This is a genomic window from Alkalicoccus halolimnae (assembly GCF_008014775.2).
GTDB classification, from domain to species: domain Bacteria; phylum Bacillota; class Bacilli; order Bacillales; family Salisediminibacteriaceae; genus Alkalicoccus; species Alkalicoccus halolimnae.
This window is the reverse complement of record NZ_CP144914.1, coordinates 2,314,503-2,338,672: the sequence shown is the minus strand read 5'-3', so window position 1 is coordinate 2,338,672 and position 24,170 is coordinate 2,314,503. Positions and strand designations below refer to the sequence as shown.

Here is a 24,170-nt window from a genome sequence, read left to right as displayed (position 1 = left end):
AGAATATGTAAAAGGAACCAGTTTATTTGTAAGACGCTTAAATTATTCGAGGAGGCTTAATATGACTGAAGAATTTAAAGCATTTGTAACCGAAGGCGACGGCAGAGGCCGGATCGTATCGAGAAAAATGGAAGACCTTTCCAAAGGAGAGGTGACTATTAAAGTTCATTACTCGGGAGTTAACTATAAAGATAGTATGGCACTTAATAAAAAAACGAAGATTGCAAAAGAATATCCGCTCATTCCCGGCATTGACCTTGCGGGAGAAGTCATTGAATCGGAATCCGGAGATTTCAAGAAGGGAGATGAAGTGATCGTTACAAGCTATGAGCTGGGTACAGGCCATGACGGCGGTTACAGCCAGTTTGCGCGTGTGCCGGCTGACTGGGTCGTGCCTCTTCCGGAAGGATTGACGACGCGGGAAGCTATGATTATTGGCACGGCCGGTTTTACAGCGGCACTCTCGATTCATAAACTGGAAGAAAACGGCCTGACGCCGGACGATAATCCAGTACTAGTTACCGGTGCAACTGGAGGGGTAGGCAGTATGGCTGTAGATATGCTCTCCAAAAACAATTATAAGGTAGCTGCAAGCACAGGAAAAAAAACAGAGCATGAGTTTTTGAAAAAATTAGGTGCGTCAGAAATCGTCAGTCGGGATGAAGTAACGCCGGAAGAAGTTAAACCTCTGCAGAAGCAGGTCTGGGCCGCAGCGGTTGACCCGACAGGCGGAAAGGCACTTGCTTCTATTTTGAGTTCGACTAAATATAACGGGGCAGTTGCCGTAAGCGGACTGACTGCCGGGGTTGAAGTCCCGACTACCGTAATGCCATTTATTCTTCGCAGTGTAAATCTTTTAGGGATCGACTCTGTTAACTGTCCAATGGATCTGCGCAGGACTGTTTGGAAACGGGCTGCTGAAGATTTGAAACCGGATCATCTGGAAGACATCGTGCAGGAAATAACGCTTGATGAACTTCAAGGAGCATTGGATGACATTCTGGAAAGCAAAATCAGTGGCCGTGTCCTCGTTAAGCTTTAAATTGTTATAAAATTATTTAGAAATAAAAACAGGAGCTGGGGAATAGTTATTCCCAGCTCCTTTTATGCATGAAGGATTATATTTGCCCAACCTGAAAATACCAGAAATTTAAAATGACTGCTTAGTTATACCCCGCGGCAGCAGGTTTTCCTCGATCATCTGCAAATAAGGAAGCTCCTCACGAACTTCTTCAATAAGGGAAAAATCAATATCGCAGAGAAGCAGGGTTTCTTCGCTCTCAGGTGCCTCGTTGAAAATGCTTCCATCCGGCGCGGCAAGTCTGCTTTTACCGCAGCTTCCTTCCTGAACGGTATTGACCCCAAGCATAAACACAGTATTGTCAAGGGCGCGTGCAGGGAGCTGAATGTCCCATCTGGATTCAGCTTTAAGACTCCAAACAGAAGGAGCAACGATAAGTTCAGCGCCTTCCATAGCAAGGATGCGGGAAGGCTCTGGTAATTCGATGTCTGCACAAATAAGGATTCCTATTTTTCCAAGGGAAGTTTGAGCAGGCTTGTATACTTTTTTTCCTAGTGTGAATATGCCGTTTTCCCTTCCCCACAAAAATGATTTCCGGTAGCAGAGAGCTGTTGTTCCATCTCTGTCAATGACTGCGGCTGCATTATAGATGTTTTCTTCATGCTGCTCCACAAAAGGAACAATTAAAACAACTTGAAGGGTGGAGGCTAAATCCTGAAAAAATGAAATCAGCTCTCCGTTTGATGGTTCAGCTAAGGACCGGAATTCTGCCTCGGATAAGTAATATCCGCTTACCCAAAGCTCGGGAAGAGAAATAAATTCTGCTCCCTTTTCTGCAGCTTCTTTAATCATTTTCACTGCTGTATCAATATTTCTATCCTTCATCCCGGGCATGGCGTGCATTTGAACGGCAGCTGTTTTTATCATTAGAAAACCTCCTTTTAAATTACATCGTTTAAGGTGGAATAATGTCTCTATATCCGGCAGCTTATGTCGTTCTCCGGAACCTTGGCTGTTTTTCAAGGCCTGGGAAATCAATAATCCCAGGGGATCCCTACGAGGAGATTCCTTAAAAACTCGGGCAGATCAAATTTACGAAAAAAATGACAGCACCTTCTTAAAGGGTCTGTCACTATTTTAGTTACTCAGATACGTGCGGTATTAAAAATGTTTTTTTATCGATCTCTTTCTTCTTTTTTTACATCGCTGTCCTGCGGAAATTTTGGTGCTTCCTCTGCGTACTGCTGTGGATCTTCTGCGCTCATTGGATCTCCAATCTGGTTTGGTCCCTCCGCATCAAGGGGAGCGGCTTTATCTGCTTCTTCCTCATGCGCTTCTCCTTGAACAGGGGCGAGTACGATAATTTTTCCGTTTTTCACTTCATTTTCATATTTTTCGGCTTCCTCTTCCGAAAATCCTAAATTGATAAAATTAAATGGATCTTTCACATTATTTGCTGAAGTATCTCCTTTAAATTCCGTCTGCCCTTTGAAAGCTGTTTTCAGTTTGTCCATAAATGAAGGAGATTCTTCTTCTTCTGGTTTTTGTTCCTTTTCTTCTTCCAGTTTCTCCGTTTTTACCGTAGTTTCGTCACGAAGGCGGGAGGTCGTTTCCTTATCATTTGATAAAAGAACTATTTCTTCTGGACGGTTTCCTTCCAGCTGTAAATTTTCTACTATTTTTACCGCTTCTTCTTTCGTTTCATAAACCCCGACAACTCGTTTTTTCATTACATTCACGCTCCTTTAAATTACCTCTTCTTTCCCGCTATTCCCGATATATTTATGAAATCAAACAAGTTATTGTGAATTCTCATTGTTACGAAAAAACAAAATAGAATATCTGCAGATAAAGGAATTGGGAGAGGAGCGTGGAATAGATAAAATAGGAGATTTCTTAAGGTGAATTATTAGAAAATATTAATCTGCCTTGAAATAAAACATTTCTTATAATATGAAGGGCAGACCTTCTCTTTCTGTTATTAACATTAACGAAGAAAAAATCGGAAGATCCCGCTGGGCACAGGCCCACCCGGGGAGTCTCCCTATAGCTAACTGAAGCGGCGTTTTCTGTAAAAAACAACAGCAGACGCAAACAGAGAAAATATATTAAGCAGAGAGGCGGGGGCGAAATGAAAGTGCAGCAAATCATTGTGAAAAAACCAGCAGCTTCTTTTGCACAAGGGCTGACGACAGCAAATCTAGGGACCCCGGATTATAGTAAAGTACTTGAGCAGCACCGCGCTTATGTAGAGGTAATGGAAGAAGCTGGAGTGATGGTGCACCAGCTTGCTTCAGATAATGACTATCCGGACGACGTTTTCGTGGAAGATCCTGCTGTTGTGACAAGTAAGTTTGCCCTGATTACACGCCCAGGCGCTGATTCAAGACGCGGAGAAACTGAAGCCGTAGAAGCGGCACTTAAAGATTACCACCGAAGAATGTATACGATCAGTGAACCCGGAACGCTCGAAGGAGGCGATGTTCTGCACGTGGAAGATCACTTTTATATAGGGCTGTCCACCCGCACTAACAAATCAGGAGCAGAGCAGTTCGAAGCTATTCTTCAAAAAGAAGGGTATGGTGCCACCATTATTCCTCTTAAAGAATTTTTTCACTTAAAAACCGGCATTGCCTATCTCGGTGACAATACTGTTCTTACTGCCGGCGAATTTATTGATCATGACGTTTTTAAAAAATATAAGCAGATTACCGTTTCACAGGAAGAAGAATATGCAGCGAATTGCATACGTGTAAACGAAGTTGTTATTGTACCAGAGGGATTTCCGGAAACAAAACGAAAAATAGAAGAAGCAGGGTTTATGACGAGGGAGGCAGCAGTGAGCGAATTCCGGAAGCAGGATGGAGGATTAAGCTGTTTATCTCTTCGATTTTAAACGCACGCTTTTTCTTGAAATAGCGGCTGAACTAAACCAATAAATGAAATAATCCGGTCCATATACAAAAATCGGTCACGGCAGAGCCATGACCGATTTGAATTATATTAATGCGTACCTGATCGATATTGGAAAGACAGTAAAACTGCATACTGGTTCCAATATGACACTGTGGTTTATAAATTCTGGCTCCAGTCGAGAACTGCTTCCCCTTCAAGGAATCGTTCAGAGTCCATCGCTGCCATACATCCTGTGCCGGCAGCCGTAATTGCCTGACGGTACTTCTGATCCTGGACATCACCACAAGCAAACACGCCCGGGACATTGGTATCCGTCGTGCCCGGTTCGACAAGGAGGTAGCCTTTTTCATCCATATTTAATTTTCCTTTAAGAAACTTAGTATTTGGATTATGACCGATAGCGACAAAAATTCCATCTGATTCGAGAATTTGTTCTTCGCCTGTTTCGTTGTCCTGTACTTTTAAACCGGATATTTTCATTCCGTCTGACATCATTTCAACCGGGGTTTTGTTAAGCGCCCAGGTAATCTTTTTATTATCGCGCGCCCTGTCCTGCATTATTTTGGACGCTCTCAGTTCATCCCGGCGGTGAACAATTTGGACTTCATCCGCAAATTTTGTGAGGAACGTTGCTTCTTCCATAGCAGAATCTCCTCCGCCGACAATAATTACTTTTTTACCCCTGAAGAAGAAACCGTCACAGGTAGCACAGGTGCTGACTCCTTTACCGATGTTTTCTTTCTCACCGGGTATTTGCAGCATTTTTGCGGATGCACCGGTGGAAATGATAAGAGCCTCGGTTTTTATATCATCCATTCCACTAATATGGAGCGTAAAAGGGCGTTCTTCTATCTCTACTTCTGTTACCCATCCTCTTTTAAAAGTAGCACCGAAACGTTCTGCCTGCTTCTTCATATTATCCATTAGTTCCGGCCCCATAATACCGTCCGGGAAGCCGGGGAAGTTTTCTACTTCTGTCGTTAAGGTGAGCTGGCCGCCCGGTTCCGGTCCTTCAATAACGAGTGGTTCCATGTTGGCTCGTGCTAAATACACGGCCGCAGTCAGTCCAGCCGGCCCAGTACCTAAAATCACTACTTTTTCCATCTTAACGCCTCCATTGTTGGTTATAGTTACCTTTTAAAAATAAATCTTTTCTTTAGACTAGATGAGAAGGCCTAATAAGGCAATACCGGCTTTAAAATCTGCCTATAAATAGAGAGGTCAACAGACATCACCTTAATAAACCATAACAAAGAAATACTTCTTATACTATAGTATATAATTAAATGTTTATATAAGTAAAGGGGAATACACGTATTTAAACAATAGATGTGTTAAAGCTGCTGTTGATACATGTAAAAACTCCGCTTCGTTTTTTTTCATAGAAAGAAAAGAAGTTCTTCTATTCATGAAGCCGATTTTCCCTTCCGAAAAAATTGGTGTCAAGGCAGAACCGTCTTCGGAAGGTCCGCAGACACTCCAAAAACAACACACAGCTTAAACAGAGACATTCATGCAGAATCGCTGCACTATGATGGATGAAAACGGCTTTCTATAGGAATGAAACTTTTCCTTATCAGGTGGAATTAGGATACTCGCAAATGCTCTTACAGCACACAAAGCCGACGACGTGTAATGACTGTCTGTGTTAATCAAGAGATTAGATATTTAAAGCATGTCTGAATTCCTGTATAATACATTTTAATTGCATAAATATAGAATGAAACAACTGAAATAAGGACGGATTCAGATTTAATTTAGTCATGATCGCTGGTGCCGCTAAAAAACAGAGATACGGCTTAGAAAATGGATTCAAATAAAAGAATAGATGGAGATGAATATTTTGGAAAAGCCATCAAAAAAAGTTGCAGGTCTGGAGTTCGACTGGAATACAGCAGAAGGTTTATTTTCTTTTGAAGGAGAAGACGCTGTCCTTTTCTGGATTACCTCCGCTATGAAAGAGTTTTTCGATGCTATTGAAGAAGTTTCCGGAGAAGAAGCAGCACGGGTAGTGCTGGAAACGACGGGATTCCGCCAGGGGCTTGTAGTAGGTAAATATTTTACAGATATGAATGTTAGTGCAGCTGAAGCTTCAAAATTAATTACATCTACATATGCGGCAGCTGGGTGGGGACTTGCAGAAATTCATTACTTGAAAGAAGAAGAAGCGACTCTGGAGGTCCATTTAAAGAACAGCTGGGAATATAAGATTAACGTCGCTCAGAACAAGGAGCAGGGCGGCAATTTTCTTCCGGCTCATTATGCAGGAATTTTTACGGGACTCTTTGGACGAAACGTCTGGTATGAAGTTCTTCACTATCAGATCGAAGGATTTGAAGAAAGTGTTATACGTTATTTCCCATCAAGTGAAAACGTGGAAAAAAATATACACCAGCTTGCCCGAACGAATGAAGAGAAGCAGATACAGCAGCTGGAGCGGCTTGTACAGGAACAGACGGGGGAATTGAATGCACTCGTAAAAGAGCTGTCTTCTCCTATCATTCCGGTACTGGAAGGCATTGTAGTGATTCCACTCCTTGGAGCATACGATGAAGAGCGCACGGAAGAGCTGCTGCACAAAACGTTGGAAAACCTGCCTGCTTATAAGGCGAAGTATGTAGTACTTGATTTAACTGGATTGAATGATAATTTCACTGTTCATGCAGCAAGTTTAATTGAAAAATTGGGTGGAGCTGCTTCCTTAATAGGTACAGACACTATACTGGTCGGAATTTCTCCGAAAGTAGGCATGACCATTAACAGCACGGACATTGATTTATCCAAATTTAATTGTTTCCAGACACTTCAGCACGGGATCCACTTTGCTCTTGCGCAGAAAGGCAAAAGTATCGTTTAAGTGAGGAACCGCTGCTGATCCGATCGGGAATTCAGAATCAGGCAGCCGATTTTCTGCAAAGAGGCGGCTGGGGTGCGTTCCATGTTTAAAATCAACAGTATAAACAGCTGTAAGGAAAACAGAGTCCGCCGGAATTTTCCCGGCGGACTCTGTCTGTTAATTGAAGCAAATTGTGATTGTTTACAGTCCGCGCTCCTGCGATTGAATATCAGTTACCCGTAAAAACAGATATAATAGGGGTCAAGTAGAGAGGCTGGATCTTTTTTTATTAATGAGCGGGCACGTTTTGCAGCAGGAAGCCTTGTCACCATCGAGCATATAAGAAAGACAGCAGTGCTTTCTTACGTAGAACCCTGAGTGCTCTTTAAACCGGAACTCTGTCGAAAAATTTTCATAAGCCGTATACATGTGAAGAATATCTTCTACATAGGAAGCAGCATGAGGCATTTGTTCTTTTAGATGCAGAGACGTCTGATGGAGCGTGTGGGAAGCTATCGAAAATAAGTGAGCAGAACGCGCTCCGGTGTGTTTTGAAATACTGAAAAATAACGGTTCAATATGATGCTTAATTAACGCATGAACCGCTTCCCGCTGTAGTTTCTGATCGCTGCTTTCGACCCAGCTGCCTGATGGAAGCTCCAGAGCAAGCTCGCCATAATTTTTTGCCCGTATGAACGCATGAGCAGGGTCCGTTTGAAGGATACAGCCATGAACGAGGGCATAAAAATGACCCGCAGCTGTTTTGGCATAGCGTTTCGCGAATAAAGTACCAATAACAGTCGGATTATCCATCAGCATCTGCCTGCTGTGCAGATGGATGAGAGGCAGTGGATCGGCAGTGATATCCTTATGAGCAAAAGACTCAGGTCCAGATGAGTCTGTAAAGTAAACTTTATACTGTTCACGAAGGTCATTTATTAGTTGTTGCTTCATATCAATCAGGGCTCCTAACGGGAAGAAACAGTCGGTAAAAACTGCTTAATAATACGGACAGCTTTTTCGAATATATCAGCCCGGCGTTGGATTAATTAGAGTAATTTAGGGAAAATGAACAATATAACAGCTGTTTCATTCATATCATAGTAACAACGACTGTTCTTATTTGTAAAGAAGAAAAGGCTATGAATAGAGAAACATAAAAAAATTATAGGAGACTAATTTATTATAAGCTGAATCAATTTCATAAGTCCCTTTCAGAAAGGGATTTCCGAACTTGATGAATGAATTTCACTTGAGAGGGACGCTTTAAATTTATTGGAAGATATATTTTTTACCCTCAAGTTTGCTTTAAGAGCCCGGAGCTTTAACAGATTCCCTCATGCAGGCTCGCTGCACCATGACGGATGAAAATGGCTTTCTAAAGAAAAGGAACTTTCCCTCTATACAGGTGGAATCGATAATTTTCAAGAAGAGGTTTTCTTTATTAGATTGAAGATCCTGCTCTTGCTTTTTACCATAAGCTGGAGGGCACATGGGGCGAATCCAGGGGGATGAAGGACGAGCCGAAGATCCATTCCGCCCGACCAAAGGGAGAACGGAATTAGCTGAGGCCGGCCCGACCGGAAAGCGTCCCCATGGAAACGATAGCGCACGTTCATCACTTATCTACTTTATTTTCAGGGTAGCCAATTTTAAAAAAAGGAGAGAAATAATGCACATACCTGAAAAGTTAGCTGACGAAGGAAAAGAAATACTGGCTTCTTTTCCAGTGGAAGGATTTGTTTACGGAAAGGGCCCGGAAAATGCTGCATTTATGCTCGTAGGGGAGGCTCCGGGTGAAACGGAAATACATAATGGCGTTCCCTTCAGCGGGAGAGCAGGGAAAGAGCTGATGAAGTTTCTGGAGAAATTAAATCTATCGAGAGAAGAGGTCTATATTACGAGTGCTGTTCGGAGCCGGCCATACCGCTGGGGGGAGAAAAAAGACAAACACGGAAATGTTGTAAAACGAAAATATAACCGACCCCCGACAGCTAAAGAAATTCTGGGTCACGCCCCGCTTCTTGATTATGAAATAGAACATGTAAAGGCTCCGATAATCGTAACTTTAGGGAACATAGGACTAAAAAGACTGCTGGGTCCGGGCTATAAAATAACGGAACAGCACGGAAGAGTCCTTCGGGGGCCGGTTCAAAAATATAACGAAGGCACTTACAGCTGGACAGAGAAAGAGTTCAGTATTTTCCCTACTTTTCATCCCGCTTCTGTTTTTTACAACCGCCGGCTGGAAGAGGTTATTCAGGAGGATATTGAGGCACTGAAAAAATTGCTGTAAAAGGACGATGTCTTTATACAACCTTATTAATTGAACTTAATATCTTAACAGTTGAAATAAATGACGTTGATAAGCGGTCTCCTTCATCGAAAGAGAAGGAGTTCTCCCATGGAGAATTTGAAAGAAATGATATGGTGGAATTTTTCGGTGAAAAACTGAATGGGTTTGCGGTGACAGTTAATGGCTGGGTGCAGTCCTACGGTTCCCGCTGTGTAAAGCCGCCGATTATTTACTCAGATGTTTCTTTTGAAAAACCAATGACGGTTCGCGAAACTGCTTATGCTCAGACGCTGACAGACAAACCTGTGAAAGGGAGGCTGACCGGACCGGTGACTATATTGAACTGGTCTTTTGAGCGCACAGATATTACCCGGGGGTATACTGCCTATCAAATCGCAGCTTCCCTGCAGCAAGAAATCCGGGCACTTGAGGAGAATTATATCTAAATGATCCAGGTGGATGAACCAGCACTGCGGGAGGGGCTCCCGTTGAAGCAGAAGTGCCATAAAGACTATCTTGACTGGGCGGTCAATGCTTTCCGCCTCGTTTCAGAGCGTGTCCAGTCAACGACTCAGATTCATACTCATATGTGCTACAGCGAAGTTCATGACATTATTGAATCTATAAGCGCCATGGATGCGGATGTCATTTCGATTGAAACGTTGCGGAGGCATGGAGAGCTGATCAAAATATTTGAGGATTATGTTTATGATAAAGGAATAGGGCTTGGCTTTTATGACATCCACTGTCCGCGTATTCCTCCGGTTCATGAAATGACAGACACTATTTTGCAGGCTCTGCATTTCCTTCCTTCCCGGCTGTTCTGGATTAATCCGTACTGCGGCCTTAAAACACTTACAGAAGAAGAAACAGTGGCAGCCATGATCAATATGCAGCAGGCAGCAGAAGCAGCGCGTGAGCAGCATAAAAGTTACAGCAGTGACAGCTGAAGTATAAAAATATGCCGGGGAACGAAATAGCCTGGATCCCTGTAAGAAATCAGGGACCCAGGCTTTATTCGTTGATATTGAATTTGCAATTATTCATTTCTGAAATCAAAAAGTGTTAACTTACCAGGAAGAAGAGCTCTCCTGTATATTCATTGGATCGGACAGGGAAGGCGAAGTAATTACGTCCCGCAATAAGTCTGATATGGGCCGGAGGATTCTGGTGGAGGGCTGCAGTAAGCTTCCTGCTCAGGCGTGTGGGCGTAAGGGTCTGCCAGAACGTTTATAAGCTTCTTCACCACACTGTAATCTCCGCGCTGAACCGCAGCTTCCAAAGCTTCTTCCACCCGGTGGTTTCTCGGGATAACAGCCGGGTTATGAGACTGCATCATTTCCTGCACTTCTTTTTCCGATTTTTGTTCTGTCTGAAGGCGCTCCTTCCAGCGGGCTTTCCAATCCATGAATTTCACCGTATCAGAAAAAGGGAGCTCTTCGCATTTTTGGAAAGTAAGGGCACGGAAAGTATTCGTGTAATCCGCCTCATACTCCTGCATCAAATCAAGAAGATCATTGAATAATGATTCATCTTTCTCTACTTCCAATGAAAGACCGAGTTTTTTTCGCATGCCGTGAAGCCAGTTCTGGTGATACAAATCCAGATAGCTGGAGAGCTCGGCCTGAGCCAGTTCTACGGCTTTTTCCTGATCCTCATCAATTAACGGAACGAGTGTTTCAGCAAACCGGGCAAGGTTCCAGCCTGCGATGCGCGGCTGGTTACCGTAGGAATAGCGGCCCTGGACATCGATGGAGCTGAACACCGTATTTGGATCATAGCTGTTCATAAACGCACAAGGGCCGTAATCAATCGTTTCTCCGCTGATCGCCATGTTATCGGTATTCATCACTCCATGTATGAACCCGACAAGCTGCCAGTCAGCAATCAGCTCCGCCTGGCGTCTGATCACTTCTTTCAGTAAAAATAAATAACGATTTTCTGCACGGTCAGCACCCGGGAAATGCCTTTCGAGGGCATAATCAGCAAGAGCCTTTACATCTTCTTCGGTACCGCCTCCTAAAGCAAATTGAAAGGTTCCGACGCGCAGGTGACTGGCGGCAGTTCTAGTAAGCACAGCACCGGGCTGCTTTGTTTCGCGGATAACGGATTCCCCTGTCCGTACGACAGACAGCGAACGGTTCGTAGGAATACCGAGTGCATACATCGCTTCACTAATAATATATTCCCGGAGCATCGGACCTAGAGAAGCCCGTCCATCTCCTCCACGGGAATAGGGGGTTCTGCCGGAGCCTTTCAGCTGAATATCAACCCGCTTTCCGAAAGGTGTTATCTGTTCACCAATCAGTAGAGCACGTCCGTCCCCAAGCATAGTGAAGTTACCAAATTGATGACCCGCATAAGCCTGGGCAAGCGGCAGGGAGCCTGCAGGAAGTTCATTTCCAGCGAGAATGGAAGCTCCTTTTTCACTCTGAAGCTCATCCGGATCCAGTCCTAGAGAGGACGCGAGTTCCCTGTTCAACAAGATCATTTTAGGAGAGTGGACGGGGTTTAATTCTATTTTTCTGAAAAACTTCTCTGGAAGAGCTGTATAACTGTGTTCTAAATTCCAACCCGGCTGTATTTGTTCATTTCTTATAGACATAATTTCACCCTTTTCACTCAAATTAATATTATAAAACGGACGATTCCGAAAGTTCCCCCGAAGGTTCTCTTTACGGCATAGCTGAAGCGAATTTTTCTACATTATCTATTCAACAGCGCGATATTATCAAAAACTGTAAAAAGTGGTTTATAATTTATGCAGAAGCTTTCCTGCTTCACGCAGAGTAAATGAACTCCTTATCTGTCATTATACGCTTGAAAGTGGAGCCTCTTCAAATATTCAAAAATTAATAGAAGATACGAGTGAAAAGAATGGCATAATTACGGGAGGTCCAGTAAAGGTCCGTATGAAATACCTCATCTTAATGAAAACAGTTATAAAAGGGAAGGGATGCACACCCTTCAGCGTGAAGTAGTCAGAGTAGTAAAACTTACTAAAGATTAAATAAAAGATTAAATAGAAAATTGGAGGAATCGATAATGGAATTATTATTTCCTGCGGCAGGAGGATTTTTATTAAATCTGCTTATATTTTCACTGAGAAAATGGCAGTCAAAAAGTTGGAGAAAAGCCTTTTATGCTGGAGTTGTGGCGTGGATTCTAAGTCTTGTGGGCACTCTGCTGTTCATATCCCAGGGGGGAGCTGAACTATTTTTCTTTAGTATGGGCATGCTTCTGTTCGCAGGATTATCAGGGCCCTTTATGTTTTTTATTCTCCTTTCGGGAAGAGAATGAGTGGAAAAGGAAAGAGAAATAATTCCGCGGTTTCAGGCTCCGTAAAACGCTTCAGAATAACTAAAGATAACAATAAGCAGATCACAACACTTAATAGCGATGAACGTTAAAATATTTTCCCAGTTCCATAAGCAGGTAATCATAGGGAGTATCTTCCACCTGCCTGTATTCCTCACGGGTGTATAAATGAATCGCGTTAGGAAGTTCTCTCCGCAGCTGTTTTCTTAACTTTATACCCGGATTATCTTCGTCTACAAATATAAATACTTCCAGTTCTTCACGTGGAAGTATGACGTTATCGAGCATTTCCAGGCTTAATGTCCCCTGAGTACAAATAATTTCCACAGGTTCATCAAGAATCGGTTCTATTCTCTTTCGATCATTTTTACCTTCCACGATCAGCACCTTTTCCATCAAACGAGGCACTCCTTTCTTCGAAGGGAACTATAGTCCCTTCTATCGTAAATGACAGCAATAAGGACGTCCAGAAAGCTGCAGGTGGCATAGAACGGCTTTTTTTTGAAGACTGCCTGGATAACGGAGCAGGAAAAAGGGTATGGAATTAACAGCTGTTTTGAGCATCATTACTTAAAAGGAGGACCCCTTAATGAAAGCAGTTTTATTTGATTTCGACGGCACGCTCGCTGATACGCTGCCTTGTATTTATCATTCTTTCCAGGAAGTTTTTTTGAAGTACGATAATAAAAAATTAAATGATGAAGAGGTCCGGGCTATGTTCGGTCCGCCGGAAAACGAAATTATATACAAAAACCTGGAACACAGCGAAAAAGAAAAAGCGGTTGAATATTTTTTCCAGACTTATTCAGAAAACCATGAACGTCTCGTAAAAGAAAATAAAGAAGTTACAAAGATGCTGCATGAGCTTTCCCGTCACTTTTCTTTGGGAATTATTACTGGTAAATCAAGAAGAGGGTTGGAAATTTCACTTGAGATTCTTGGTATGAAGCATTATTTTGATGTACTCATTCCAGGAGATGAAGTCAAAAATATTAAACCTCATCCGGAAGGCGTGCAAACAGCTCTCGCTTCTCTGCACGCCGCTCCTTCAGAAGCTATTTTTGCAGGTGACAGCGACAGTGATATCGAAACAGGAATAAAAGCAGGCGTCCATTCAGCGGGAGCCCAATGGCTGCCGAATCTTCAACAGACTTCCTTTACTGTGAAGCCGGACGCCGTATTTAAGCATGCTGAAGAATTTGAAGTGTACTGCCTTCGTCAGACGGAGTAAAAAAGAAAGTGGGAATGTTATGAGCTTTTTGCCTGAACATTTTCAGCGTACAATTAAAAATATTCATCACAAGAAAGGGGAAAACTGGCTTCGTAATTTCCCTGAGCTCGTTGATTACAGCGAACGTAAATGGGGGATGAAAATGCTGGCCCCGTTTGAGCTGTCCTATAATTATGTGGCTCCGATACAATGCGGGGATGGAAGCAGGGCTGTCATAAAATTTACAGTTTCTGAGAAAGAATATCGGACAGAAACAGAAGCGCTCCGCTGCTTCAATAATTCCGGAGCCGTAAAACTGCTCGATACAGATGCAGAAAGAGGCATTATGCTTTTAGAATGTATTCAACCCGGAACCATGCTTGCAGAGGTAAAAGAAGAAGAAATGACGGCTTTAGCAGCAGCAGAGGTGATGAAAAAGCTTTGGAAACCTGCTTCAGCAAAAAACAGCCTGCCGGATATGTCTTCAAAAGTGGAGTCTATGAAGCGTATTTACGTAAATAATAAACAAGGACTGGGATCGGTATCAAAAAGAACTTTAAAAGAGGCCTTAACAATATTTCAACAGCTTGCAAACAGCCAGAAACAGCTCTATCTCCTGCACGGTGATCTTCATCATTACAATATCCTTCGAGGGGAAAGGGAACCGTGGCTTGCCATTGATCCAAAAGGAATGATTGGGGAAAGAGAATCTGACGTAATTCCCTTTCTGTTAAATAAGCTCCCTGATCAGCATAAGAAGGCCGTTATAAAAAAGCGGATATCTATTTTTGTGAAAGAGCTCCAATTAAACGAAGAAAAAATTCTGCTATGGGGTTTTGCCCAGGCCGTCCTGGCTTATTGCTGGAGTATCGAAGACGGGAATTTACATCCTTCCTTTTTGGAAGCAGCCTGCGTTTTCAGGGATTTATTACGGTGAATAGGATGAAATCCCGGTGCGCCATCATTTTATCAAAAGCTGTGTTAAAGCATTCCTGTAGAGTGTTAATTTCCACTTTGAAAAAACAGGGGCCCCTCGCTAAGATAAGAATAGAGACACGACTCTACTATTCCAAACCTTGAGGAGGGACCTTACTATGAAGTTTAAAATGCAGGACCAACAAAATCAACGGATTGCCCGTATTTCTTCCAGCCACCTGATTATCGGGGTGGATATTGCCCAGCATCACCACGTGGCACGTGCTGTCAATTACCGGGGCATCGCCTTTGGTAAGCCGTTGGCTTTTGAAAACAACGAGGAAGGGTTTACCCGGCTTCTCGACAGGATCGCTGCGTGGAAGGAAGCGAGCGGCTGTACGACCGAAATCGTCGGGATGGAGCCGACCGGCCATTACTGGCTGAACCTGACCGCCTGGCTGAAGGGCCGGCAGATCGATGTTGTCACCGTTAATCCCCACCTGGTCAAAAAGAATAAAGAAAACCGGGATCATATCCAGTCCAAAAGCGATGCCAAAGACGCCCTCGTGATTGCCGACATGGTTAAAAACGGCTATTACAGCCAGATCCATCCCACGTCGGAAACGTTCGACTCGCTCCGGGTGCTCATGGCCAACCGGGAGGTGCTCGTGAAACGGCGCGTTGCGACCATCAATCAGCTGCACCGCTGGGTCGATATTGTCTTCCCGGAACTCCGGGAGGTCTTTCAGGATCTCCAAAGCAAAGGGGCCATCGCTACCCTGCGGCTGTTCCCCATGCCGAAACAACTGCGGGAGCTGGACGTGGCGGACGTGATCCACGGATGGAAAACAGGGATGAAACGTCACGCCGGCCACCGGAAAGCGGAAACGCTGCTTGCGGTGGCGAAACGGTCCGTGGGAAGCACGCAGGCGCCGGAGGCGTATCTCCTGCACCTGGACCAGCTGCTCGAAGAATGGGACCTGGTCACGGCCCAGCTGGAACGGGTGGAACACGAGGTGGCTGCCACCCTGGAGCACGTGACCTACCGCCACTCCTTCCTTGCCATCGATGGGATCAGCGATCTCTCCCTGGCGGGGATTCTGGGGGAAGCCGGTGATATTCGTGGTTTTGCCCATGGTAATGCGCTCTTACGTCATGCCGGCCTGCACCTGGCCGAAGCGAGCTCCGGCAAATGGAAAGGACAAGTGGTCCTCTCCAAACGCGGAAGGTCCCGGCTGAGGCGCTGTTTATACCTGGCCACGCTGAGCCTGATCAAAAACAACGCGGATTTCCGGCACCTCCACCACGTCAATGTGCAGGGCAAAAAGATGAAAAAGATGAAGTCGGTCATGAAACTGATGGGCAAGCTGGCACGAATCCTCGTGGCCCTCGCCAGAGGGGGAGAACCCTACTGTTCAGAGAAAGTCCGACCGCTTCCGTCTGCTGTCTAGGGGGTGATCGTCCCGTCGGCTCATCGAATCATGGCTTATTCGCAGGATGAAAAAGAAAGCACGGAGGACCGGATACCACAAACCAAAGGGCCCGGACCCGTCGTTAAAGCAAAACCGGCCTCCACCCCCTGGCCAGGCATGACAAAGGAATGAGAGGGCATGGACCCGTTGAGACATGGGAGGAAAAGCCTCCAGGGACCGCGTGGAGAAGACGTGCAGGATATGGTAAAAAATGGAGTTTTCGCGACCTCCTTTCTTTCCGCCTGTCTTGGAGCGCCTCCTCTTCCGTTTCTTTCGTTGATCTATCCGTCAGGTGCGATCGAAAAGGGGGAACATCCTGCGAATGAGCGAGTATTTGAGAGATAAACCTATCTTACCGAGGGAGTTTGTTGTTGATACATGTAGAAAACTTCGCTTCGGCCCTCCCGGAAAGCGCCCCCATGGAAACGAAAGCGACCATTCATTGCTTATCTGTTTTATTTTCAAGGTAGCCTTATTAAATGAAGTTGACCAAATTTCCGGGAATGGATTACATTATAGTGAAACTTCTTCATTGGAAAAGCCGTATAGCTAATAGACGAAATTTCACCATAGAAATGAAAAGCAGCACATCAATAAATCTGTATTAATCGGGAATTGGGTGAGGCTTATGAAAAGGTTAATAGTTTTACCGGCAGTAATGCTGCTCGGTTTTGCTGCTTCTTGTTCTCATGAAGGGATTGAACCATCCAAAGGAGTTGATGATATTCAATCTGAAGCGGCGTCGATGCTGGATATGAAAGTATTTATTCCGGATTTCGAAAATTTGGATATTCATACGGCTTTCGTTACTCATCGAAGAGGTGAGCCTGCCATGGTGGATGTTCATTATGCTGAAGATCCTCAAACGATAGAAAGCGATCTCCAGACTGAGGAAGGAATAGAAAAGTGGGAAGAAAATCGAAATGCGAAGCTTCTTTATGGTCCTTACAAAGAAAGAGAAAATGTACTTTTCAGCTTTTCGAAGGCACCTGCAGGTCATTATGGGCATGAAATTCAAGTTGCAGGAGAAAGGGTTCAGTTTTCAGAAAACAGTATAGGACCTTATTTTGTATATGAAATAGAAGAAGGTCATTACCTGTTTAATTATCTAAGAAGCCGCTATTCAAATGCGGAAGCAATTGAAAAAACGGGCGATATTATAGAGCAGATGAAAGAAGAGGGAATGGTTCCTTAAAAAACGCTTAATTGAGGAAAGGAAGTTTGCCTCTATACTCACAGGGTATAGGATGGTGGAAGTGATTTTAAAGGAATCTCTTTAAGGAGGCATTATATATGCGCATGAAGCTGGATTATGAAGCTGCCAAAAAAATGGATGGACAAACTACGGAGCAAAAAGTTCCTGGAGTAATCGTAACGGATATTCCGGATGATAAAGAACACGATGAAGCGTTTATTAAAGAACGGCTGAAAGAAATAACTGAAGATCCGAATGTGAAACTTACCGGCTACGAAAAGGAATAATTTATCGAAAAGACACCTGAAACGGGGTGTCTTTTTTAAACTATAAATATATCCTGATTAAATACATAATCAATACAGAGCGGGTGCTTCTGTCTGCCGATGGTCGGTCTGAAACGATTGGACTGTTTGACCGTATGAAGTAGAGGGATTACTTGTAAGTTTACAGGTTTTCTTCCACGAGTTTCACCTGTTGGAAATAATCAGTAGTTTCAGCACTGCAGCGAAAGGAGGTGGGAAATTGTTTTACGCGCTCGGTTCAGCAGCGGGAATTGTTTTAGTAGTTGTTTATGCATTATTAGCTTATTTCGTTTTTGAAGATCCGGTATTAACTCTCTATTTAACGCCGATTACTGGAGTAATTTTATTCATTCCGGTACTGGTATTAAGTTTGTTTACGAAAAAAATATCACGTCCGACTGTTTACGGAACTTCGGCCCCTAAAAAGCCGTCTACCGTAGAACGCGGAAATCCTAAACGGGGGAAAGGATACAAAGTATCAGTATTCTTAATGTTTATGGGAATCCCGATGTTTTTAGGATTTATTATTCTTGGCATTATTTATTTTGAAAGTGGAGCTGCGGCTTTCTCAACACCTTGGCTTTTTTAAAAGAATAAAAAGAAAGCAGGGATACGCATGACCTATTCAAATAAGCAGGTAAAAGTTCAGGGAGAGCGCTGGTTCCCGTCAGATAAGATCTTTTCAGAAGAGATGAAAGATCTATGGGGAGACTGGTACTGTGATTCGGAAACGGGTAAACTGAAAACAGTTTTAATGCACCGACCAGGAAAGGAATTGGACCATATAACCTATGATAACTTCCTGGATTACCGGTTCCGCGGGCCTATAAATGCAGAAATAGCACGTCGGGAGCATGATGAACTTGCTGCTTTGTACCGGAATCATGGGGTAAAAGTTCATTACATAGACAATCAGAGAGAAGACCGTCCCAATGCTCTATTTATGAGGGATTTAATGCTGATGACCCCGGAAGGAGCCATTATTTCCCGTCCGGCTTCAGCTTCCCGCCGAGGGGAAGAGAAAGCCGTCGCCCGCACGCTTGCTGCTTTAGGCGTACCCATTATAAAAACAATAAACGGAGACGGATACTTCGAGGGGGCAAACGTGCTTTGGATAGACCGGGAAAACGTGGTTCTCGGCACAGGAAGCCGGACCAATGAAGCAGGCGCCGCCCAGGTGGAAGCAGAGCTGCGTAATCTGGGAGTCAAAAATATTATCCATGTGCCTATCCCTTATGGATCCATTCATCTGGATGGCTTTATGTGCATGGCTGATTCGAATAAGATGGTCGTTTTCCCCTGGCACCTCCCTTATGATGCTGCACGGAAACTTCAGGATATCGGCATCGAACTGATCGAAGCTGATCATATCAGCGAAATCAAAGAAGGAATGGCACTGAATTTCGTAGCATTGGAACCCGGTAAAATTATCATGCCTTCCGGAAACCCGGAAACGAAAAAACTGCTTGAAAGTCACGGAATAGACGTTCTTGAAGCAGAACTCAATGAGCTGATGAAGGGGTGGGGAGCCGTGCACTGCACTACTGCTTCCTTGAAAAGGGAGCCGGCAGAACGTACGCAGCCTGCTGTTAAAAAAGGAGGTGAGTAATGTGGGTCACTATTCAATCCGGGAATTTGTCAATAAAACGAAGGAAAGAGAAAGCACGCAGGAAGCGTTCGACCTGGAAACAGACCGGATATTAAATATTGAATTAACCGGAGAACTGTGGGCAAAAATCGATTCGATGATTTCCTATAATGGAGAAATAAGATTCGAGCGGGAAAAGCTGATGGAGCACGGCATGGACCGTATGGTGAAAAAAGTATTTACGAGTGAAGGAAATGAATTGATGAAGGCGTCCGGGAGAGGAACACTGTATCTTTCTGATCAGGGAAAGAAAATCACGATTCTCGATTTAAACGGGGAGAAAATTATAGTAAATGGTAATGATCTGCTGGCATTTGAACCTTCTGTAAACTGGGATATTCGTATGATGAAAAAAGCGGCAGGAATGATGTCAGGAGGACTGTTCAATATTTTATTGGAAGGAAGCGGGAAAGCAGCAATTACTACTTATTATGAGCCGCTGACGCTGATAGTAAAGCCGGGCACACCGGTACTGACGGATCCTGGTGCTACCGTTGCATGGTCAGGAAGTTTGCAGCCGGAATTAAAAACGGATATAAACTATCGCACGTTTCTCGGACGGGGTAGCGGGGAATCGATTCAAATGAAATTCGAAGGTGATGGATTTGTAATCGTTCAGCCATGCTTTGAAGGCAAAATGTAACGGCATAGGCATTTATAAAGGCGGCAATGACAATCGCTGTCAAGCCGCCTTCGTAAGCAGATCCGGTTAAATTCAAAACCAGCTATGCTTCATATTCTTCTATTTCCCAGGAATGTTCAAACGTGACACAGCCTTTCAAAGTTTGAGCTACCGGACATTTCTTTTCAAAAACATTTAACACCCGCTCAGCAGCTTCCTTTTTGCCTTTTGGAATTTTCAAATGATAATGACAGGCAATTTTCGTTACTTTCAACACTCCCTCTGGAGCTTCAATCGTTCCATGCGCAGTGGTTTTGATTTTATCAGGATAAGGAGGTATTTGACGCGCATACAGCGCGCCGGACAAAGTCCCGGTTAGTCAGCCGGCTGCAGAAGCTACTATATGATCAAGCGTAGATGGATGTTTCGTGTCCGGATCAACGCCGTAAAACTCCTTTACCCCGCCGTGCACGCCGTAATTAAAAGGTTCTTCAAAGCCATCAATATAGGCAAGACGGTGGGGTGGTTCCTGCTGTTCGATCGTTATTTTAGTCAGTTCAATAGGATCGGTCATCTTATCGGCTCCTTTCAGGTTATGAAAGCCTTTACCCTGAATCGATTTCCCGGAAACCCTGTCCTTCTGAATAGGATACTGGGTTTAAGCCCAGCAGGTTTCTCTTTTAATTGGAAGGCTCTGTTAAAGCTCCGTGTTGTTATTGGATTGCCTGCGGCTCCTTTTTCTTCGCTTGCCGCGGAGAAAGTCCTCAGCTCTCCCTCCCTTGCGGTCGGGAGGATCTTCCTGCTTTCTTTTTCCGCAGGCGTCTTGAAAAATCGCCTTGGCACTGGTTTTTACCTTGGTATCTTCTTGATTCAACCAGCAGACTTTCTGTATGAGAGAATAAAAAACGAAGCGGAAACCGGCGGACGCCTGTGGAAGAAGGAATTTCTTTATTAGATGGCAGATACTTCTCTATCTTTTTACCGTAAGCGGAAGAGGACATGGGGCGACTCCGGGGCGATGGAGGCCGGCCCGCCCGGAAAGCGTCCCCATGGAAACGAAAGCGTACGTTCATTTCTTATCTACTTTATTTTCAAGGTAGCCAATTTGAAAGGGAATCATGCTTATAAAAATGCAGGCTCTCAAAGAGTTAGTGTGTCACTTCCAGTTGTTCTTCATCGGAAAATTCGATGGAAAGCTCAAAAGCTGCGACTGCCTCTTCCTCCATCTCTAAATAATTCAAAACTTCTTCCTGCGCAGTAGTCTCGTCAGAATCAGGAAGGACCTGGATCTCCTGCATCATTTCTTCTATTTCATTCACGGCTTCTGTTCCTTCCGTTTCGGTTGTTTCTCCGTCAATGATAGTCACCATTCCGGTTGGTTCATCACCTGTATTTTCATAATCATATTCCAGGCTGGCGCCGTCATCCTGTTCGATAAGCAGTGAAAGTTCTTCTGCACCATAGTTATAAGTGGACTCGGTTCCTTCTGTTTCTTCGTTGTTGTCAGACTCCACATCTTCTTCATCGTGGAACCAGTTCTCTTCATTTTCTTCTTCAAGGTCGGCAGGTTCTTCTTCCGGTTCTTCATTGATACTGTTTTCTTCTGTGTACTCAGCTTCATCATTAAGCTCAACGTTTTCTTCAGAATTATCCTCTGCATCGCCACAGGCAGTTAAAAACAGTGTGCCTGCACTTACAACAGAGATATGTGTGATTTTTTTCATTTTAACTGCTCCTTTCTAAAGTTAAATTTATCGAATGTAATAAATTCCTCGTTACGTACGTGAAATACCCTGGGCATTTCAACTGTTAAACATTTTCCTCAAAAGAGATAAAAGACAGCTCCGATAAAGATCTGATTTTGTTTAAAAAAGCAGACCACCCGAAAATCCTTTCCAACGCAGGCTGAAGCGACGTTTTCTATATTTATGAACACAAGGACCAGGCTTTAACACCGCTGAAAAGTATAGGAGGAAATGATAATGAACAGAATTAACCTTATTACACTTGGAGTAAAAGACATGAAACATTCTCTCCAGTTTTACCGGAAGCTTGGCTTTCGTGCTTTTGTTTACGGGACAGAAGAGAATCCGGAAGTAGTATTTTTCGACAATGAAGGTTCCAGACTGTCTCTTTACCCTCTGGAAAATCTATCTGATGATATTAACAAAGCTTATCCTCCTCAAAAGAAAGAAGGATTTTCAGGAATAACTCTTGCCTTTAACGGAAAATCAGAAAATGAGGTAAATGCGGTGATGGAACTTGCAGAATCCGCAGGAGCTAAGATTGAAAAACGTCCTCAGCGTTTATTCTGGGGAGGCTACGGCGGATACTTTACAGATCCGGACGGCTACTGCTGGGAAGTAGCATACGGTGATATGTGGAAGTTCGATGATAACAACATGCTTGTTGTTGACTGATAAATTGGCGGGGCAATAATAAAAAGCGGTATGAACAGGAAACCTTCATACCGCTTTTTTAACTTTTGTATCAGGTTATTTCATGAAAGCAGGGGGAAGATCAGTAAAATGGTCAGTTTATGAAACGGTCCTTCCCTTCCCAGAAAGGTTTGCGCAGCTGGACCTTCTGAATCTTACCGGAAGCTGTTTTAGGAAGTTCTTCTGTAAACGTAATTCCTTTTGGAACTTTGAACCGTGCCAGATGAGTGCGGGCGAATTCCATCAATTCTTCCTCTGTAGCCCCATCTTTTTCCCTTAAGACAACGATAGCATGAGGAACTTCGCCCCACTTTTCATGAGGGACAGAAACAACAGCAGCTTCAAGAACAGCGGGATGATCATACAGGCACCCTTCGACTTCAATAGAAGAAATATTTTCACCACCGCTGATAATCACATCTTTTTTGCGATCGACAATTTCTACATAACCATCGGCATCGACATTCGCCATATCACCCGTGTAGAGGTAGCCTTCCCGGATTGTGGCTCTTGTCGCTTCTAAGTTTTTCCAGTATCCTTCCATCACATTATTTGAGCGCACGGCAAGTTCGCCTGCAGTTTTACCATCCCGCGGAACATCTTCTCCATTTTCGTCAAAAACGCGAAGATCCGTACCAATCATCTGATAACCCTGCTTTGCTTTCAGACGGTGAAGTGACTCGGAGTCGATACCGTTTTGTTCAGAAAGGGGTATGGAAGTGCTGACGAGAGGAGATGTCTCTGTCATTCCGTAAACCTGAACGAATTCCCATCCGAGATCTTCTTCAATACGTTTCACAAAAGCTGGAGGGGGAGCAGATCCTGCTATCACGACACGCATGTCCTGGGATAGTTTGTAAGGCTCTTTCATCAAAGCATACTCTTCTATCAGCATGTTGAGAACCGTAGGGGCCATGTGGGCAACGGTTACTTTTTCCCGCCGGATATTTTCGAGCATGGAAGCCGGCTCAATTTTCCTCTGCATGACCTGGGTTACTCCGTTCGCTGTGTAGTAGAAAGGAGAACCCCATCCGTTAACATGAAACATGGGAAGGACATGGAGCAGTGTATCCTGGTCACTGACGCGCAGATGATGCATCGTTGTTAAGGCATGCAGATAATTGCTGCGGTGAGTAAGCATTACTCCTTTAGGATTTCCTGTTGTTCCACTTGTATAAAGAAGGCTGGCTATGTCGGTTTCTTCCAGGGGCACCCTTTCGACAGCGCTGCTCGAAAATCCGGCGAGCCATTTCTCGTAGGATATATCGCCGTTACTGTCTTCATCCATGCCGTGAACAATAATCGTTTTTACCGTTTCCAGATGATCTTTTATAACTTTTACCTGCTCGTACAGGGAGTAATCAACAAACAGTACCTGGGATTCGCTGTGGTTCAGGATAAAAATATAATCCTCCGGACGCAGGCGGGTATTAAGGGAGGTCATGACACCTCCGGTCTGAAAGACGCCGTAAAAACCTTCGTACATTTCGAGAGTATTAGGGGCAAGATAGGCGACTTTTTCTCCCTTTTTAATGCTCAGATCAAACAGGCCGCGTGAGAGCTGCTGTACACGATTATTAACTTCTTCGTAAGTAAGTCTTCTGTCTCCGTCAATGACGGCTGTTTTCTTCCCATAAAGTTTGACAGCGCGGTCCAGAAAATCTGTTAAAATTAAAGGTACATGCATGAAAAAACCTCCTGTATTAATGATATATGTAAGGAATCTAATGAGATAACTCCGCCGTGAGAAAGCGGTATTTTTGAATGCGCTTTCAAAATATTCGGCATATAGTTACTTTGAGCCTATCCTTTTTCTGCATTACCGTCAAGAAAATTCCTGAAGACCTAAAAGAGATGGACCGGTTTCTGTTATCGGGCGACAGGAAAGAAGATGAGTGTCGAACAACGTGAGCCTGCCGGTTTTCGCTATATTATTCGTGTTTATCTATTTGTAATGTAAATAATGAAATCATTCAGC

At 44.0% G+C, this 24,170-nt stretch carries 23 protein-coding genes and 1 pseudogene; 14 read left to right on the top strand and 10 right to left on the bottom strand.

What is annotated here, in order from left to right; translation table 11 throughout:
* Nucleotides 1-61: 61 nt before the first annotated feature.
* Entirely contained in the window at nucleotides 62-1,042 is a 981-nt protein-coding gene (locus tag FTX54_RS10715; protein WP_147804650.1) for an oxidoreductase, read from the top strand.
* Between the two features lie 108 nt (nucleotides 1,043-1,150).
* Here FTX54_RS10715 and FTX54_RS10710 read toward each other — a convergent pair whose 3' ends face one another.
* Both FTX54_RS10710 and FTX54_RS10705 read right to left on the bottom strand, forming a co-directional pair.
* On the bottom strand, nucleotides 1,151-1,948 hold the full coding sequence (locus FTX54_RS10710) for a nitrilase-related carbon-nitrogen hydrolase (protein WP_147804649.1): 798 nt from the start codon (nucleotides 1,946-1,948) through the stop codon (nucleotides 1,151-1,153).
* A gap of 248 nt (nucleotides 1,949-2,196) precedes the next feature.
* Complete coding sequence (locus FTX54_RS10705; RefSeq protein ID WP_147804648.1) at nucleotides 2,197-2,751, bottom strand: general stress protein; 555 nt, start codon at nucleotides 2,749-2,751, stop codon at nucleotides 2,197-2,199.
* A 401-nt stretch (nucleotides 2,752-3,152) separates the two neighbouring features.
* Between FTX54_RS10705 and FTX54_RS10700 the strand changes: the two genes are divergently transcribed.
* Nucleotides 3,153-3,917 carry a dimethylarginine dimethylaminohydrolase family protein gene (locus tag FTX54_RS10700; RefSeq protein WP_147804647.1) on the top strand — a complete coding sequence of 255 codons (765 nt, stop codon included), beginning with the start codon at nucleotides 3,153-3,155 and terminating at the stop codon, nucleotides 3,915-3,917.
* A 176-nt stretch (nucleotides 3,918-4,093) separates the two neighbouring features.
* Here FTX54_RS10700 and trxB read toward each other — a convergent pair whose 3' ends face one another.
* Nucleotides 4,094-5,041, bottom strand: coding sequence for a thioredoxin-disulfide reductase (trxB, locus tag FTX54_RS10695; protein ID WP_147804646.1), 948 nt, complete (start codon nucleotides 5,039-5,041; stop codon nucleotides 4,094-4,096).
* Between the two features lie 736 nt (nucleotides 5,042-5,777).
* On the opposite strand from trxB, the gene FTX54_RS10690 reads away from it, so the two are divergent.
* Nucleotides 5,778-6,794 carry an STAS domain-containing protein gene (locus FTX54_RS10690; RefSeq protein ID WP_147804748.1) on the top strand — a complete coding sequence of 339 codons (1,017 nt, stop codon included), beginning with the start codon at nucleotides 5,778-5,780 and terminating at the stop codon, nucleotides 6,792-6,794.
* A gap of 240 nt (nucleotides 6,795-7,034) precedes the next feature.
* Here FTX54_RS10690 and FTX54_RS10685 read toward each other — a convergent pair whose 3' ends face one another.
* Nucleotides 7,035-7,727, bottom strand: a complete 693-nt coding sequence (locus tag FTX54_RS10685) for a hypothetical protein (protein WP_147804645.1) — start codon at nucleotides 7,725-7,727, stop codon at nucleotides 7,035-7,037.
* 718 nt (nucleotides 7,728-8,445) lie between these two features.
* On the opposite strand from FTX54_RS10685, the gene FTX54_RS10680 reads away from it, so the two are divergent.
* Together FTX54_RS10680 and FTX54_RS10675 are read left to right on the top strand one after the other, a co-directional pair.
* Nucleotides 8,446-9,069, top strand: coding sequence for a uracil-DNA glycosylase (locus FTX54_RS10680; protein WP_147804747.1), 624 nt, complete (start codon nucleotides 8,446-8,448; stop codon nucleotides 9,067-9,069).
* 107 nt (nucleotides 9,070-9,176) lie between these two features.
* Nucleotides 9,177-10,019, top strand: a pseudogene (locus FTX54_RS10675) (5-methyltetrahydropteroyltriglutamate--homocysteine S-methyltransferase); the annotation flags it as partial.
* Nucleotides 10,020-10,198: 179 nt separating this feature from the next.
* On the opposite strand, the gene FTX54_RS10670 reads toward FTX54_RS10675, so the two are convergent.
* Nucleotides 10,199-11,674 carry a protein adenylyltransferase SelO gene (locus FTX54_RS10670; RefSeq protein WP_147804644.1) on the bottom strand — a complete coding sequence of 492 codons (1,476 nt, stop codon included), beginning with the start codon at nucleotides 11,672-11,674 and terminating at the stop codon, nucleotides 10,199-10,201.
* A gap of 785 nt (nucleotides 11,675-12,459) precedes the next feature.
* Nucleotides 12,460-12,783: a hypothetical protein gene (locus FTX54_RS10665; RefSeq protein ID WP_187254639.1), complete on the bottom strand. Its 324-nt coding sequence runs from the start codon at nucleotides 12,781-12,783 to the stop codon at nucleotides 12,460-12,462.
* A 193-nt stretch (nucleotides 12,784-12,976) separates the two neighbouring features.
* Between FTX54_RS10665 and FTX54_RS10660 the strand changes: the two genes are divergently transcribed.
* The 8 genes from FTX54_RS10660 to FTX54_RS10625 all read left to right on the top strand — a co-directional run bounded on the left by FTX54_RS10660 (nucleotide 12,977) and on the right by FTX54_RS10625 (nucleotide 19,775).
* Entirely contained in the window at nucleotides 12,977-13,618 is a 642-nt protein-coding gene (locus FTX54_RS10660) for an HAD family hydrolase (protein WP_147804642.1), read from the top strand.
* Between the two features lie 19 nt (nucleotides 13,619-13,637).
* Nucleotides 13,638-14,534, top strand: a complete 897-nt coding sequence (locus FTX54_RS10655; protein WP_187254623.1) for an aminoglycoside phosphotransferase family protein — start codon at nucleotides 13,638-13,640, stop codon at nucleotides 14,532-14,534.
* A gap of 157 nt (nucleotides 14,535-14,691) precedes the next feature.
* Complete coding sequence (locus FTX54_RS10650) at nucleotides 14,692-15,963, top strand: IS110 family transposase (protein ID WP_338484534.1); 1,272 nt, start codon at nucleotides 14,692-14,694, stop codon at nucleotides 15,961-15,963.
* A gap of 649 nt (nucleotides 15,964-16,612) precedes the next feature.
* A complete protein-coding gene (locus FTX54_RS10645; RefSeq protein ID WP_147805026.1) occupies nucleotides 16,613-17,179 on the top strand; it encodes a hypothetical protein in 567 nt (188 codons plus the stop codon).
* Nucleotides 17,180-17,277: 98 nt separating this feature from the next.
* Nucleotides 17,278-17,466, top strand: coding sequence for a hypothetical protein (locus FTX54_RS10640; protein ID WP_147805025.1), 189 nt, complete (start codon nucleotides 17,278-17,280; stop codon nucleotides 17,464-17,466).
* Between the two features lie 238 nt (nucleotides 17,467-17,704).
* Nucleotides 17,705-18,073, top strand: coding sequence for a hypothetical protein (locus FTX54_RS10635; RefSeq protein ID WP_147805024.1), 369 nt, complete (start codon nucleotides 17,705-17,707; stop codon nucleotides 18,071-18,073).
* A gap of 27 nt (nucleotides 18,074-18,100) precedes the next feature.
* The gene (locus FTX54_RS10630) at nucleotides 18,101-19,093 is read left to right on the top strand and encodes a dimethylarginine dimethylaminohydrolase family protein (RefSeq protein ID WP_147805023.1); all 993 of its coding nucleotides are present in this window, start codon (nucleotides 18,101-18,103) and stop codon (nucleotides 19,091-19,093) included.
* A 1-nt stretch (nucleotide 19,094) separates the two neighbouring features.
* A complete protein-coding gene (locus FTX54_RS10625) occupies nucleotides 19,095-19,775 on the top strand; it encodes an AIM24 family protein (RefSeq protein WP_147805022.1) in 681 nt (226 codons plus the stop codon).
* An 82-nt stretch (nucleotides 19,776-19,857) separates the two neighbouring features.
* Here the strand turns inward: FTX54_RS10625 and FTX54_RS10620 are convergent, their stop codons facing one another.
* The 3 genes from FTX54_RS10620 to FTX54_RS10610 all read right to left on the bottom strand — a co-directional run bounded on the left by FTX54_RS10620 (nucleotide 19,858) and on the right by FTX54_RS10610 (nucleotide 21,478).
* Complete coding sequence (locus tag FTX54_RS10620; RefSeq protein WP_147805021.1) at nucleotides 19,858-20,121, bottom strand: OsmC family protein; 264 nt, start codon at nucleotides 20,119-20,121, stop codon at nucleotides 19,858-19,860.
* Nucleotides 20,122-20,133: 12 nt separating this feature from the next.
* Nucleotides 20,134-20,328 carry a hypothetical protein gene (locus tag FTX54_RS10615; protein ID WP_147805020.1) on the bottom strand — a complete coding sequence of 65 codons (195 nt, stop codon included), beginning with the start codon at nucleotides 20,326-20,328 and terminating at the stop codon, nucleotides 20,134-20,136.
* A gap of 574 nt (nucleotides 20,329-20,902) precedes the next feature.
* Complete coding sequence (locus tag FTX54_RS10610; protein ID WP_147805018.1) at nucleotides 20,903-21,478, bottom strand: YusW family protein; 576 nt, start codon at nucleotides 21,476-21,478, stop codon at nucleotides 20,903-20,905.
* Between the two features lie 258 nt (nucleotides 21,479-21,736).
* Here FTX54_RS10610 and FTX54_RS10605 point away from each other — a divergent pair, with 258 nt between their 5' ends.
* Nucleotides 21,737-22,174: a VOC family protein gene (locus FTX54_RS10605; RefSeq protein ID WP_147805017.1), complete on the top strand. Its 438-nt coding sequence runs from the start codon at nucleotides 21,737-21,739 to the stop codon at nucleotides 22,172-22,174.
* A gap of 112 nt (nucleotides 22,175-22,286) precedes the next feature.
* Here the strand turns inward: FTX54_RS10605 and FTX54_RS10600 are convergent, their stop codons facing one another.
* Entirely contained in the window at nucleotides 22,287-23,879 is a 1,593-nt protein-coding gene (locus FTX54_RS10600) for a long-chain-fatty-acid--CoA ligase (protein WP_147805016.1), read from the bottom strand.
* Nucleotides 23,880-24,170: the final 291 nt, after the last annotated feature.